Source organism: Streptomyces panacea (genome assembly GCF_040560175.1).
Classification (GTDB): Bacteria; Actinomycetota; Actinomycetes; order Streptomycetales; family Streptomycetaceae; genus Streptomyces; species Streptomyces panacea.
The window spans coordinates 1-13,230 of sequence record NZ_JARJHW010000201.1; the positions used below are offsets into that span (position 1 = coordinate 1).

A 13,230-nucleotide genomic window follows, 5' to 3' on the forward strand; every position below is an offset into this window, starting at 1 on the left:
AGACAGACCGGGGGCGGGCCCCCGGACCCCCAACGCCCTCGGCCCGTCAGGGCCGAGGGCGTATCTGTCCGCGGCCCCGCCGGAAGGCCAGGACCGAGCCCGTCGAGCCACCCCTACCGGCGGCGAACAGCCAAGACCCGCCCCCCAGACCGGAGGCACCACCGCACACCGGCGAACGGTCAAAACCCGGCCCCAGCCCAGAGACACCGCCGCGCAGCGGCAAGGAGCCGGGGCCCGGCCCGCCAGGGTCGGGGACCTCGGAGGGGTCCGGGGGCCAACCCCCGGTTTCGGGAAGGGGCGGGGAGGGGCAAGAAGCCGGGCAGCAAAACAGGGCCGGGCCCGGGGGGTGAACCCCGGGCCCGGCCCTTCAGCCTGCCGACGGCTGTGCGCGACTCCCGCGCTCCAGGCCCGTCAGTTGTCGTCCTCGTCGATCAGGAACCCACGCATCGGCGACGGAGCCTGCTGCATCGGCTGCATGGGCTGCGGCGCCTGCGGCCGGACCGGTGCCATCGGCTGGGTCATCGCCGGGGACATCTGCTGCTGGTTCCCGTACGACGGTCCGCCCGACGAGGGGCCGTGCCCGCCACCCATGGACGGGTTGCCCCCCATGGTGTGACCCATCGCGCCCGCACCGGCCGGTGCCATGGACGGCGACGGCGGCAGTGAGGCCGCGGCCGGCGTACGCGGCGGGGCCAGCGAGTCGTCGGCCTGGGTCTCCAGCTGACGCAGCTGGCTCTCCAGGTAGGACTTCAGCCGCGTCCGGTACTCGCGCTCGAAGCCACGCAGGTCTTCGACCTTGCGCTCCAGCGTCGCCCGCGCGGACTCCAGGGAGCCCATCGCGACGCGGTGCTTCTCCTGCGCGTCCCGCTCAAGGGCGTCCGCCTTCGCACGGGCGTCCCGCTCCAGACCCTCAGCGCGGCTGCGCGCCTCGCCGACGATCTTGTTGGCCTCGGAACGGGCCTCCGCGATCGCCTGGTCGGCGGTCTGCTGCGCCAGCGAGAGCACACGTGCGGCACTGTCGCCGCCGGGGCCGCCCTGACCGGGCTGCGGGCCGTGGCCCATGGGACCGCCCATCGGGCCACCCATGGGTCCGCCCTGCATCTGCCCTTGCATCTGGCCCTGCATCTGGCCCTGCATGGGGCCACCTTGCATCTGGCCCTGCATCTGCCCCTGCATGGGGCCGCCCTGCATGGGACCGGGACCGTGCTGACCCTGCGGGCCGGGGCCGTGGCCGGGGTGTCCACCCGGGCCGGGGCCGTGGCCGCCGGGGCCGGCGGGAAGCTGCGGGGGCCCGCCGGGCAGTTGGGGCTGGCCCATCTGCGGGGGCTGCTGCTGGACCGGCGGTCCCGATATGGCGGCGGGGACGGGCGCGCCGGGCCGCTCCTGCTGCTCCGGCGGCTTGCGCATCCCCTGCTGCTGCTGTTGCTGCTGCTGGTTCTGCGCGGCGGCACGCGTCGCGGCGGCCAGCTTGGCGCGCAGGTCCTCGTTCTCGCGCAGCAGGCGCGTCAGTTCGGCCTCGACCTCGTCTAGGAAGGCATCGACCTCGTCCTCGTCGTAGCCTTCTCGGAGGCGGACGGTCGTGAACTGCTTGTTCCGCACGTCCTCGGGGGTCAACGGCATCTCTTCTTCACCTCTACGTAGTCGTCGGCAGTCGGCAAGACCGTATCGTTCACATTCCCCTCGCAAGGTTGCTGACAACCGAGATGAGGATGTACACGATGATCATCAGAACGAAGAAGGACAGGTCGAGTGCCACGCCCCCGAGACGCAGCGGCGGAATGAACCGCCGCAGAAGCTTGAGCGGTGGATCGGTGACAGTGTAGGTGGCCTCAAGAACGACCACCATCGCCTTGCCGGGCTGCCATGAGCGGGCGAATTGGAAGACGTAATCCATGACCAGCCGGAAGATCAGCACGATGAGGAAGCACACCAGCGCGATGTAGACCACCTGTAGCGCAACGCTCATCCCGCGCTTCCCTCTCCCCTGGCTTCTCTGGTCCGGCCTCGCGGCCGGGTCGTTCCCGGTGTCGAATCTCAGCTCTGGTTGAAGAACCCGCCCTCTGCGATTCGGGCCTTGTCCTCCGCCGTGACATCGACGTTAGCAGGCGACAACAGGAACACCTTCTGCGTCACGCGCTCAATGCTGCCATGGAGACCGAAGACAAGTCCCGCGGCAAAGTCGACAAGTCGCTTCGCATCGGTGTCGTCCATCTCGGTCAAGTTCATGATCACCGGGGTGCCCTCGCGGAAGTGTTCCCCGATGGTACGGGCCTCGTTGTAGGTCCGCGGGTGCAGTGTGGTGATGCGGTAGGGCTCTCGTTCGGAGACGACCTTGGGCATGATCACTGGTGCGTTCTTCTCCAGGCTGGGGCGTTCAGGTGTGATGGACGCCACGGGGGCGATTCGGGCAGGACGTCCGCTTTCTGCCGCTACCGGCACCGGCTGGCGCTCCCGCTCACGCTGCGGAGGCGGCTGCACCACTCGTACCGGTTCGTCCCGTTCGACCTGGTGTACCGGCTGGTGGCGCCGGTGTTCACGTTCGGGTTCGGGCTCGGGTTCGAAATCGTCATCGGGGTCGAAACCCCGGCCGTCGTACCCATCGTCCTCCACGAGGCCGAGGTAGACCGCCATCTTGCGCATCGCGCCGGCCATGCTCTGAGTCCTCCGCTCTGTGGTGGATCGGCCTCGTCACCAAGTGCCCTCGATCCACGCGGTCTTTCCATCTTTCGGCGGAAATGACCATATTTTCTGCTGTGGTCCGACTTGCTTCGCGACGTTACCCGAGCCGGGGGCGGACTCCGAGTACCGCCGTACCAACGCGCACATGTGTCGCTCCGGCCGCCACGGCGGCTTCGAGGTCCGCACTCATCCCTGCTGACACCATGTTCGCAGCAGGATGGTCCGCGCGCAGCAGGGATGACAATTCCAGCAGGCGCTCGAACGCCGCCCGTTGGCGATCGGCGTACGGCCCGGCCAGAGGCGCGACGGTCATGAGACCGTCCAGCCGCAGCCCCGGCGCCTCGGCGACGGCCGCCGCCAACTCCCCGATTCCGTCCGGCGCGACGCCGCCCCGCTCGCCGCGTGCACCCGAGTCGGCGTCGAGCGCCACCTGGATGAGCACGCCGAGTTCACGATCCGCGCGCACGACGGCGGCGGAGAGCGCCGAGACGAGTTTGACCCGGTCGACAGACTGCACGACATCGGCGTAACCGACCACGGAACGGACTTTGTTGGTCTGCAACTGACCCACGAAGTGCCACGTCAGCGACAGATCCGAGCACGCGGCGGCCTTGGGCGCCGCGTCCTGGTCGCGGTTCTCGGCGACGTGCCGCACACCGAGCCCGTGCAGCAGCCGGACATCGCTCGCGGGGTAGGTCTTGGTGACCACGATCAGGGTCACGTCGTCCCGTTCGCGGCCGACCGCCGCGCAGGCGGACGCGATACGGGTCTCCACCTTGTGAAGATTTTCGGCGAGTTCGGCCGCGCGATCGGTCATGACGCTCCCAGCCAGACATATCCGGCGAGCCGTCCGGTGGTGCGGTCGCGGCGGTACGAGAAGTGGTCCGCCGACTCGATCGTGCAGATCTCCGAGCGGTGCCGGTCGTCGACCCCGAGTGCGGCGAGCTGCGCGTGCACCCCGGCGGTGACATCGACGGCGGGGGTGCCCCAGCTGGTCTCGGACCAGGACTCCGGTACGGCTCCGGCGACTTGGGCCCGCATGGCTTCGGGGACCTCGTAGCAGCGTCCGCAGACGGCGGGTCCGGTCCTGGCGGTGATCCGGGAGGGTTCGGCGCCCCGTGCGACCATCGCCTCGACGGCGGCCGGGACGACGCCCGCGACCAGTCCGGGGCGTCCGGCGTGCGCCGCGGCGGCGACACCCGCCACCGGGTCGGCCAGCAGGACCGGGACGCAGTCCGCGGTGAGTACGGCGAGGGCGAGCCCTCGGCTGGTGGTGACCACGGCGTCCACCGCCGGGATCCCGCCCGACTCGCGCGGCTCCCAGGGTCCTTCGACGACGGCGACGTCGCGACCGTGCACCTGGTTCATCCAGACGACCCGCGCCGCGTCGAGCCCGAGGGCCTCGGCGGCGGCGGCCCGGTTGGCGCGTACGGCGGCGGGGTCGTCGCCGACCGCGCCGCCGAGGTTGAGCCGCTCGTACGGAGCGGCGCTCACCCCGCCCCACCTGTCGGTGAAGGCGAAATGGGCGCCGCTCCTCGAGTCCGGCGTGTCGTGCTGTCCTATCACTTCAAGAAGTCCGGAACATCCAGCTCTTCGACCTGGGTGTCCTGGTAAGGACGGGCCGGCGGGACGTGCGGCGGCGAGACGGGCGGCAGGGGCTTCTCGTTGACCGCCGGAGCCGGCTCGGGGGCGGGCACCTCGTCACGCGAGGGGACCGTGCCGAGTCCGCCGGAGGAGCGGCCCGAGTCGGATTCGGGGGCGGAGGGGCGGTAGGACGGCTGGTCGTCCCGCTTGGCCGAGGTCAGTCCGCTCTCGCGTCGGGTCGGCGGCTGTCCGCCGTCGAAACCGGCCGCGATGACGGTGACCCGTACCTCGTCACCGAGGGCGTCGTCGATGACGGCGCCGAAGATGATGTTCGCCTCGGGGTGCGCGGCCTCACTCACCAGCTGCGCGGCCTCGTTGATCTCGAAGAGACCGAGATCGGAGCCGCCGGAGATGGAGAGCAGCACGCCACGCGCGCCGTCGATGGACGCCTCCAGGAGCGGCGAGGAGATCGCCATCTCCGCCGCGGCCACCGCGCGGTCGTCGCCGCGCGCGGAGCCGATGCCCATGAGGGCCGATCCGGCCTCGGACATCACGGACTTGACGTCGGCGAAGTCGAGGTTGATCAGACCCGGCGTGGTGATGAGGTCGGTGATGCCCTGGACACCCGAGAGCAGCACCTGGTCCGCGGACTTGAACGCGTCCAGGACGCTGACCTGACGGTCCGAGATGGACAGCAGGCGGTCGTTGGGGATGACGATGAGGGTGTCGACCTCTTCGCGGAGTTCGGCGATGCCGTCCTCCGCCTGGTTCGCGCGCCGTCTGCCCTCGAAGGTGAAGGGGCGGGTGACGACGCCGATCGTGAGGGCGCCGAGCGAGCGGGCGATGTTGGCGACGACGGGAGCGCCGCCGGTGCCGGTTCCACCGCCTTCGCCGGCGGTGACGAAGACCATGTCGGCCCCCTTGAGGACCTCCTCGATCTCCTCGCGGTGGTCCTCTGCCGCCTTGCGGCCGACTGCCGGGTTCGCTCCGGCGCCGAGTCCGCGGGTGAGTTCACGACCGACGTCGAGCTTGACGTCGGCGTCACTCATCAACAGGGCTTGTGCGTCGGTGTTGATCGCGATGAACTCGACGCCCTTGAGGCCGACCTCGATCATTCGGTTGATGGCATTGACACCACCGCCGCCGACACCGATGACCTTGATGACTGCGAGGTAGTTCTGCGGTGCTGCCACGTCGAAGGCCTCTCGCCTCGAGTTACGTGTCGTCGCTTCGCTGTTGTCGCGACGCGACGACTGATGCCGATGGGACGGTCCGGACGCCGACCCGAACCCTAACGTTGAAGTTTAGGGTTACCAGAGTGTCTGCTTCTTGGACTCTTCCGAACAGGACACTAAGTCGACACGTGGCGCACGTTCAACGAACACGCCGAACCTCCCGTTTTTCTTTTCACCCTATGTGATCACGCACCGCGCTGACCAACCAGGGTGCTGGTCAGCACATATACGCGTCAACTCCCCGATACGGAAGGGGCGGTGGGAGCACTCACATCGAAGTGCGCCGCCTTCGGAACTGCTTTCATGAGAGCGGTGAGAGCGCGCGCCTTCGCGTCGCCGTCCTCGCCGCTCCCCCACATCACGGTGCGTCCGCCGCTCAACTCCAGCGAGATGGAGTCGTACGAACGGACCTTCACCACCTGGGTGTCCTCGGCGACTTTGCCGGGGAGTTCGTCCCGGACGCGTACCGCTTCGGACATCAGACGAGTGGTGGTGAAGCGTCGCACACTCGGCGACTGATCAGCCGTCAATTCCAGCAGGGGCACGCCCTCCGGGGCCTTCTCGACGGTCGCGAAACGCACGCCCTTCGCGTCCACTTCGATGAACTTTGCGCCCTTTTCGATAAGCAGCGCGGGCTTTCGCTCCGTCACTTTCAGACCGATGCCGTTCGGCCATGACCGTACGACATCCACCGAGTCGATACGCGGCAGCTTCTGACGAAGTCGACGCTCAATCGCTTGCGTGTCGACGGAAATCAGCGGGGTGGCGATCGGAACTGCCGCCACGGCTTCCACCTCGGCGGGCTTCAGCACCCCCAGCCCCGAACTCCTCACCTGCTCCACCCGTAGCCAGGCGGAGCCGTAAAGCAGCCAGATTCCCCCCGCGCAGAACGCGATCACGGAAGTGAGAAGAAGCAGAGAACGGCGCCCGGGAAGCCGGAAACGGCGAGCCGGGGGCCGCCCCGAACGGGCGCGGCCGGATTCCGACCCACTGCGTACCGCACCACGCTCGGCGGTCGTCGGTCCGGCCACTGGCCCTGCCTCCCTATGCCTGACGGCGCGCTGCGACCGCCTCGTACACCATGCCGACGAGCAGCTCGTCCGCGTCCCTGCGGCCGAACTCGGCGGCCGCGCGGGACATCTCGTACAGCCGGTGCGGATCGGACAGCACCGGCAGCACATGGCCCTGGACCCATTCGGGCGTCAGTTCGGCGTCGTCGACCAGCAGTCCGCCGCCCGCCTTCACCACCGGCTGGGCGTTGAGCCGCTGTTCACCGTTGCCGACGGGCAGCGGTACATAGGCGGCCGGCAGCCCGACGGCGGAGAGTTCGGCGACGGTCATCGCGCCGGCGCGGCAGAGCATCATGTCCGCCGCGGCGTAGGCGAGATCCATCCGGTCCACATACGGTACCGGGATGTAGGGCGGCATTCCCGGCATGTTGTCCACGCGCGGCATTTCGTTCTTCGGTCCGACCGCGTGCAGGATCTGGATCCCGGAGCGCTGGAGCAGCGGCGCGGCCTGCTGGACCACCTCGTTGAGCCTGCGGGCGCCCTGCGAGCCGCCGGAGACAAGCAGTGTCGGCAGGTTCGGGTCGAGCCCGAAGGCGGCGCGCGCCTCGGGTCGTACCCGCGCCCGGTCGAGGGTGGCGATCGTACGGCGCAGTGGGATGCCGATGTAGCGGGCGCCGCGCAGCTTGCTGTCCGGGGTGGAGACGGCGACGGCCGCCGCGTACCGCGAACCGATCTTGTTGGCGAGGCCGGGGCGGGCGTTGGCCTCGTGCACGACGATCGGCACCCCGAGCCGCTTGGCGGCGAGATAGCCGGGCAGCGCGACGTAGCCGCCGAAGCCGACGACGCAGTCCGCCTTCGTACGCTCCAGGATCTGCTCGGCGGCCTTGATGGTGCCGCGCAGCCGGCCGGGGACGGTGATCAGTTCAGGGGTGGGTCTGCGCGGCAGCGGGACGGCGGGGATGAGGGCCAGTTCGTACCCCCGCTCGGGTACCAGCCTGGTCTCGAGTCCGCGTTCCGTACCGAGGGCCGTGATCCCCACGGTGGGGTCCTGCCTCCGCAGGGCGTCCGCGAGGGCGAGCGCGGGCTCGATGTGGCCGGCGGTCCCCCCACCGGCGAGTACGACATGCACCGAAATTCACCGCTCTCCGGACGGACGCCGTGTGGCGCGCCGTCTCATCGTCTTCCATCTCACGCCGGGCCTTCGCATGGCCAGCGCCGCCTTCGCCGCGGGATCCTCCCGCGCGAACGCGATCAGCAGCCCGACAGCGAACATGGTCGGCAGCAGGGCTGACCCTCCGTAGGAGAACAGCGGGAGCGGGACTCCGGCGATCGGCAGGAGACCGAGCACCGCACCGACGTTGACCACGGCCTGCGCCGTGATCCACGTGGTCACGCCTCCCGCGGCGTACCTCACGAAGGGGTCCTCCGTGCGTCCGGCCACGCGGATACCCGCATAGCCTAGAGCCGCGAACAGGGCGAGCACCGACAGCGTCCCCGCCAGCCCCAGTTCCTCCCCGGTGATGGCGAAGATGAAGTCGGTGTGAGGCTCAGGGAGTTGACCCCATTTTTCCACACTCGCGCCGAGTCCGGAACCGAACCATCCGCCGGAGGCCAGCGCGTAGATGCCGTGCACGGCCTGCCAGCACCGGTCGCCGGGACCGGGGTCCGTCGCGCCGATGCAGGCGAGCCTGGACATGCGGTTGGCGCTGGTCTTGATCAGGATGAAGCCGAGGGTGAGGGCGACGCCGAGTACGGCGCCGAACAGCCGGGTGGGCGCCCCCGCCAGCCACAGCAGTCCGAAGAGGATCGCGGTCAGGATGATGGCGGTGCCCATGTCGCCGCCGAGCATGATCAGACCGAGCAGCATGAAGGCGACCGGGACGAGCGGCACCAGCAGATGCTTCCACTGGGTCAGCAGCCGCTTGTCCTGTTTGCGGGCGAGCAGATCGGCGCCCCACAGGATCAGCGCCAGCTTGCCGAACTCGCTGGGCTGGAGCTGGAAGGGGCCACCGAGATAGATCCAGTTCTGGTTGCCGTTGACCGCGTGCCCTATCCCCGGGACCTGCACGAGGACCATCAGGAAGACGGCGCCGACGAGCAGCGGGTAGGAGAGCGCGCGGTGCAGTTTGCCGGGCATCCGGGAGGCGAGCAGCATCAGTCCGGAGCCGATGACGGCGGCCAGGAACTGTTTGCGGAAGAAATACGAGCCGGGCAGCGAGAGCTCCAGCGCCTTGATCATCGAGGCGCTGTAGACCATCACCAGACCGAGCACGGTGAGCAGCAGGCCGGCGCCGAAGATCAGGTAGTACGCGGTGAGCGGCCGGTCCCAGGCGCGGCGGGCCCGCTCGTACACCCGCCGCACCCTGTTGCCGCGCGGTGGGCGGGGCGATCGAACGCCGGGTCCGGTGGCCCTGCCGCGTACGGCGGGAGCGCGCCGTACGGCCGCTCCGGGGGCCCGGCCGCGCAGCGCGAGGCCGAGCGGTACCGGCGGCCCCGCGGGCCCCGTGACGGCGCCGGTGGACACTCCTGGCAGCGCGAGGGGCTGCGGGGCGAAGGACGGTACGAGGGCGGGGAACCGCCTCCGTACCGAGGGACGCGCGGGGCGCGGGTCCGTGCCCGCGGTGTCGTCGGCCGGCATCTTCGCTGTCCCCTCCAGTCGTGCGCGGCACGACCGGCCGGTGGGGCTGTCGCGGCTCGCGCTCGCAGGGCTTCTCGCCGGTCGGTCAGGCGTGCTCGGCGGCGAGTGCGCGGACCGCGTCCGCGAACGCCTCGCCCCGCTTGTTGTAGTTGACGAACATGTCCATCGAGGCGCAGGCCGGGGCCATCAGGACGGTGTCCCCGGTCTTCGCGAGGCGCGCCGCCGCACGGACCGCGGCCGACATCGCCCCAGTGTCCGTCTGTTCGAGGTCCACGACCGGGACTTCGGGGGCGTGTCGCGCGAGGGCTTCGGCGATCAGCGCCCGGTCGCGGCCGATGAGGACCACGCCGCGCAGCCGCTTCGCCGACTTCTCGACCAGCTCGTCGAAGGACGCGCCCTTGGCGAGCCCGCCGGCGATCCAGACGATCGGGTCGTAGGCCGCCAGTGAGGCTTCGGTGGCATGGGTGTTGGTGGCCTTGGAGTCGTCGATGTAGCTGACGCCCGCGATGTCCGCGACGTGTTCGATGCGGTGCGGGTCCGGGCGGAAGGCGCGCAGTCCGTCGCGTACGGCGGCTGGTGCGACGCCGTAGGCGCGGGCGAGGGCCGCCGCCGCGAGGGCGTTGGCGATGTTGTGCGGGGCGGGCGGGTTGACGTCGGTGACCTCGGCGAGCTCCTGGGCCTGTGCGGCGCGGTTCTCGACGAAGGCCCGGTCGACCAGGATGCCTTCCACGACGCCGAGTTGGGAGGGGCCGGGGGTGCCGAGGGTGAAGCCGATCGCGCGGCAGCCCTCCTCGACGTCGGCCTCGCGCACCAGGTCCTCGGTCACCTTGTCGGCGACGTTGTAGACGCAGGCGACGGTGTTCCCCTCGTAGATCCGGCCCTTGTCGGCGGTGTACGCCTCCATGGAGCCGTGCCAGTCGAGGTGGTCGGGCGCGATGTTGAGCACGGCGGCGGAGTGGGCGCGCAGGCTCGGCGCCCAGTGCAGCTGGTAGCTGGAGAGTTCGACGGCGAGGACGTCGTACTTCTCCCGGCCGTTCTCGTCGGGCAGTACGGCGTCGAGCAGCGAGACGCCGATGTTGCCGACGGCCTCGGTGCGCAGGCCCGCCGCGCGGAGGATCGCGGCGAGCATCCGGACGGTCGTGGTCTTGCCGTTGGTGCCGGTGACGGCCAGCCAGGGGGCCGCGTCGGGGCCCCTGAGCTGCCAGGCCAGTTCGACGTCCCCCCAGATCGGTACGCCGGCCCGGGCGGCGGCCAGGAAGAGGGGCTTGTCGGGCTGCCAGCCGGGCGTGGTGACGACGAGTTCGGTTCCCTCGGGGAGGGTCGCGCCGTCGCCGAGCCGTACGGTGACACCGGCGGCGGACAGTTCGGCGGCCTGGGTACGGGCGCGCTCGTCGTCGCCGTCGTTGACGACCGTGACCTCGGCGCCCAGGTCCCGCAGCGCGCGGGCCGCCGGGATCCCGGAGACCCCGAGACCGGCGACGGTGACCCGCTTGCCGTGCCACCGGTCCCGGGGGCCGCCCGGCTGACGGTCGCTCACTTGTCGGCCGCCCAGCCCGCGTAGAAGAGTCCGAGTCCGACGATCACGCACATGCCCTGGATGATCCAGAAGCGGACCACGACAAGGACTTCGGACCACCCCTTGAGTTCGAAGTGGTGTTGGAGCGGGGCCATCCTGAAGACGCGCTTGCCGGTGAGGCGGAACGAACCGACCTGGATCACCACGGACATGGTGATGAGGGCGAAGAGGCCGCCGAGCAGGGCGATCAGGAGTTCCGTACGGGAGCAGATGGCGAGGCCCGCGAGGGCGCCGCCGAGCGCGAGCGAGCCGGTGTCACCCATGAAGATCTTGGCGGGTGAGGTGTTCCACCACAGGAAGCCGAAGCAGGAGCCCATGAGGGCGGAGGCGACGACGGCGAGGTCGAGTGGATCTCGTACCTCGAAACAGGCGTCGGGGTTGGTCAGCGTCAGCGCGTTGGCGCAGGACTCCTGGAACTGCCAGAGGCCGATGAAGGTGTACGCGCCGAAGACCATCACCGACGCGCCGGTGGCCAGGCCGTCCAGACCGTCCGTCAGATTCACGCCGTTGGACATGGCGAGAATCATGAACAGCGCCCAGACCACGAACAGCACCGGTCCGATGGACCAGCCGAAGTCCGTGACGAAGGACAGCTTGGTGGAGGCCGGGGTGTTGCCGCGCAGGTCGGCGAATTGGAGCGAGAGCACCGCGAAGGTGATGCCGACGATCAGCTGTCCGGCCATCTTCGCCTTGGCCCGCAGGCCCAGCGAACGCTGTTTGACGATTTTGATGTAGTCGTCGAGGAAGCCGACCAGGCCCATCCCCGCCATCAGGAACAGGACCAGCACACCGGAGAACCTCGGGTCCTCGCCGGTGATCACCTTCGCCAGGGCGTAGGCGATCAGGGTGGCGAGGATGAAGGCGATGCCACCCATGGTGGGTGTGCCCTGCTTGCTGCCGTGGCTGCGCGGGCCGTCGTCCCGGATGAACTGGCCGTAGCCCTTGCGGGCCAGCAGCTTGATCAGCAGCGGCGTGCCGATCAGGGTCAGAAAGAGCCCGATGGCTCCCGCGAAGAGGATCTGCCTCATCGGCCGGAGACCTCACCCTCGACTGCGTTCTCGAGCAGTGCCTGGGCGACCCGCTCCAGTCCGGCCGACCTGGAAGCCTTCACCAGCACGACGTCTCCCGAACGCAGTTCACTGCGCAACAGATCGACCGCCGCCTGCGCGTCGGACACGTGCACCGACTCCTCACCCCACGAACCCTCGTTGTAGGCGCCCAATCGCAGCCAGGACGCTTCCCTGCCCCCGACTGCGACGAGCTTGCTGACGTTGAGCCGGACGGCGAGCCGTCCGACCGCGTCGTGCTCGGCGAGCGCCTCGTCACCGAGTTCGGCCATCGGGCCGAGCACCGCCCACGTGCGTCCGCCGGTTTCCCTGGCGGCACCGCCCATGGCGACCAGCGCGCGGAGCGCTGCTCGCATGGAATCGGGGTTCGCGTTGTAGGCGTCGTTGACGATCGTCACGCCGTCCGCGCGCTCGGTGACCTCCATACGCCAGCGGGAGAGGGTTTCCGCCTCGGAGAGCGCCAGGGCGATCTCGTCGACGGACATGCCCAACTCATGGGCGACGGCGGTCGCGGCGAGCGCGTTCGACACGTGATGCTCACCGTACAGCCGCAGCGTCAGGTCCCTGCACCCGGTGGGTGTTCGAAGGCGGAAGGAGGGTCTGCCGAGGGGGTCGACGTGGACGTTCTCTGCCCGTACGTCTGCTTCGTCGGACTCTCCGAACAGCACCACGCGCGCCTTGGTGCGGGTGGCCATCGCGCGTACGAGGGGGTCGTCGGCGTTCAGGACGGCCACGCCGCCCTCGTCGGCGGGCGGCAGCGACTCGACCATCTCGCCCTTCGCCAGGGCGATCTGCTCGCGTCCGCCGAACTCGCCGATGTGGGCGGTGCCGACGTTCAGCACGAGTCCGATCCTCGGTGGGACGAGTCCGGTGAGGTAGCGGATGTCCCCGATGTAGCGTGCGCCCATCTCCAGGACGAGGAAACGGGTGTCCTCGGCGACGCGCAGGGCGGTGAGCGGGAGTCCGATCTCGTTGTTGAGGTTGCCGTCGGGCCAGACGGTCGGGGCCTCGCGCCGCAGGAGTTGGGCGATGAGGTCCTTGGTGCTGGTCTTGCCCGACGATCCGGTGAGCGCGACGGTCGTGGCGCCGGCGCGCTCCACGACGGCGCGTGCGAGGGCGCCGAGGGCCTGCACGACGTCCTCGACGACGATGGCGGGGACGCCGACGGGCCGGACGGCCAGTACGGCCGCGGCGCCCGCCTCGACGGCCTTGCGGGCGTAGTCGTGGCCGTCGACGTTCTCGCCGGCGAAGGCGACGAAGAGGCTGCCGTCGGCCACCTGGCGGGAGTCGATGACGACGGGGCCGGTGACCTGGACGGCCGGATCCGGTATGTCGTGCGACCGTCCGCCGACGATGGTGGCGATCTCGGCGAGGGAGAGGGTGATCACTGGGACCGTCCTGCGATTGGAGGGCGGGTGATGGACGGGGCCGCGCCGGGCGC

The 13,230-nt window shown here is 69.9% G+C and carries 12 protein-coding genes; all 12 read right to left on the reverse strand.

The features are described 5' to 3' along the window. Positions 1–411: 411 nt before the first annotated feature. The 12 genes from P3L51_RS30970 to P3L51_RS31025 all read right to left on the reverse strand — a co-directional run bounded on the left by P3L51_RS30970 (position 412) and on the right by P3L51_RS31025 (position 13,177). The gene (locus P3L51_RS30970) at positions 412–1,620 is read right to left on the reverse strand and encodes a DivIVA domain-containing protein (protein ID WP_354608645.1); all 1,209 of its coding nucleotides are present in this window, start codon (positions 1,618–1,620) and stop codon (positions 412–414) included. A 49-nt stretch (positions 1,621–1,669) separates the two neighbouring features. Next, entirely contained in the window at positions 1,670–1,966 is a 297-nt protein-coding gene (locus P3L51_RS30975) for a YggT family protein (protein WP_354608646.1), read from the reverse strand. 68 nt (positions 1,967–2,034) lie between these two features. Next, positions 2,035–2,652 carry a cell division protein SepF gene (locus tag P3L51_RS30980; protein WP_031231917.1) on the reverse strand — a complete coding sequence of 206 codons (618 nt, stop codon included), beginning with the start codon at positions 2,650–2,652 and terminating at the stop codon, positions 2,035–2,037. A 124-nt stretch (positions 2,653–2,776) separates the two neighbouring features. Next, complete coding sequence (locus P3L51_RS30985; protein WP_354608647.1) at positions 2,777–3,496, reverse strand: YggS family pyridoxal phosphate-dependent enzyme; 720 nt, start codon at positions 3,494–3,496, stop codon at positions 2,777–2,779. After that, positions 3,493–4,245 (reverse strand): peptidoglycan editing factor PgeF, encoded by a 753-nt coding sequence (pgeF, locus tag P3L51_RS30990; RefSeq protein ID WP_354608648.1) that lies wholly within the window; start codon positions 4,243–4,245, stop codon positions 3,493–3,495. Before pgeF ends, P3L51_RS30985 begins: the two co-directional genes overlap by 4 nt. Further along, the gene (ftsZ, locus tag P3L51_RS30995) at positions 4,242–5,456 is read right to left on the reverse strand and encodes a cell division protein FtsZ (protein WP_354608649.1); all 1,215 of its coding nucleotides are present in this window, start codon (positions 5,454–5,456) and stop codon (positions 4,242–4,244) included. Before ftsZ ends, pgeF begins: the two co-directional genes overlap by 4 nt. Positions 5,457–5,731: 275 nt before the next feature. After that, complete coding sequence (locus P3L51_RS31000; protein WP_354608650.1) at positions 5,732–6,529, reverse strand: cell division protein FtsQ/DivIB; 798 nt, start codon at positions 6,527–6,529, stop codon at positions 5,732–5,734. A 13-nt stretch (positions 6,530–6,542) separates the two neighbouring features. Further along, positions 6,543–7,637, reverse strand: a complete 1,095-nt coding sequence (gene murG, locus P3L51_RS31005) for an undecaprenyldiphospho-muramoylpentapeptide beta-N-acetylglucosaminyltransferase (protein ID WP_354608651.1) — start codon at positions 7,635–7,637, stop codon at positions 6,543–6,545. Positions 7,638–7,643: 6 nt separating this feature from the next. After that, positions 7,644–9,146: a putative lipid II flippase FtsW gene (ftsW, locus tag P3L51_RS31010; protein WP_354608652.1), complete on the reverse strand. Its 1,503-nt coding sequence runs from the start codon at positions 9,144–9,146 to the stop codon at positions 7,644–7,646. A gap of 85 nt (positions 9,147–9,231) precedes the next feature. Beyond that, positions 9,232–10,683 (reverse strand): UDP-N-acetylmuramoyl-L-alanine--D-glutamate ligase, encoded by a 1,452-nt coding sequence (murD, locus tag P3L51_RS31015; protein ID WP_354608653.1) that lies wholly within the window; start codon positions 10,681–10,683, stop codon positions 9,232–9,234. Further along, positions 10,680–11,750 (reverse strand): phospho-N-acetylmuramoyl-pentapeptide-transferase, encoded by a 1,071-nt coding sequence (gene mraY, locus P3L51_RS31020; RefSeq protein ID WP_354608654.1) that lies wholly within the window; start codon positions 11,748–11,750, stop codon positions 10,680–10,682. Before mraY ends, murD begins: the two co-directional genes overlap by 4 nt. Next, a complete protein-coding gene (locus P3L51_RS31025; RefSeq protein WP_354608655.1) occupies positions 11,747–13,177 on the reverse strand; it encodes a UDP-N-acetylmuramoyl-tripeptide--D-alanyl-D-alanine ligase in 1,431 nt (476 codons plus the stop codon). The genes mraY and P3L51_RS31025 overlap by 4 nt, the downstream gene beginning before the upstream one ends. Positions 13,178–13,230 lie beyond the last annotated feature (53 nt).

Coding starts and splice junctions, on each gene's coding strand:
- P3L51_RS30970 (WP_354608645.1), bottom strand. CDS start 1,620: ATGCCGTTGACCCCCGAGGACGTGCGGAACAAGCAGTTCACGACCGTC.
- P3L51_RS30975 (WP_354608646.1), bottom strand. CDS start 1,966: ATGAGCGTTGCGCTACAGGTGGTCTACATCGCGCTGGTGTGCTTCCTC.
- P3L51_RS30980 (WP_031231917.1), bottom strand. CDS start 2,652: ATGGCCGGCGCGATGCGCAAGATGGCGGTCTACCTCGGCCTCGTGGAG.
- P3L51_RS30985 (WP_354608647.1), bottom strand. CDS start 3,496: ATGACCGATCGCGCGGCCGAACTCGCCGAAAATCTTCACAAGGTGGAG.
- ftsW (WP_354608652.1), bottom strand. CDS start 9,146: ATGCCGGCCGACGACACCGCGGGCACGGACCCGCGCCCCGCGCGTCCC.
- mraY (WP_354608654.1), bottom strand. CDS start 11,750: ATGAGGCAGATCCTCTTCGCGGGAGCCATCGGGCTCTTTCTGACCCTG.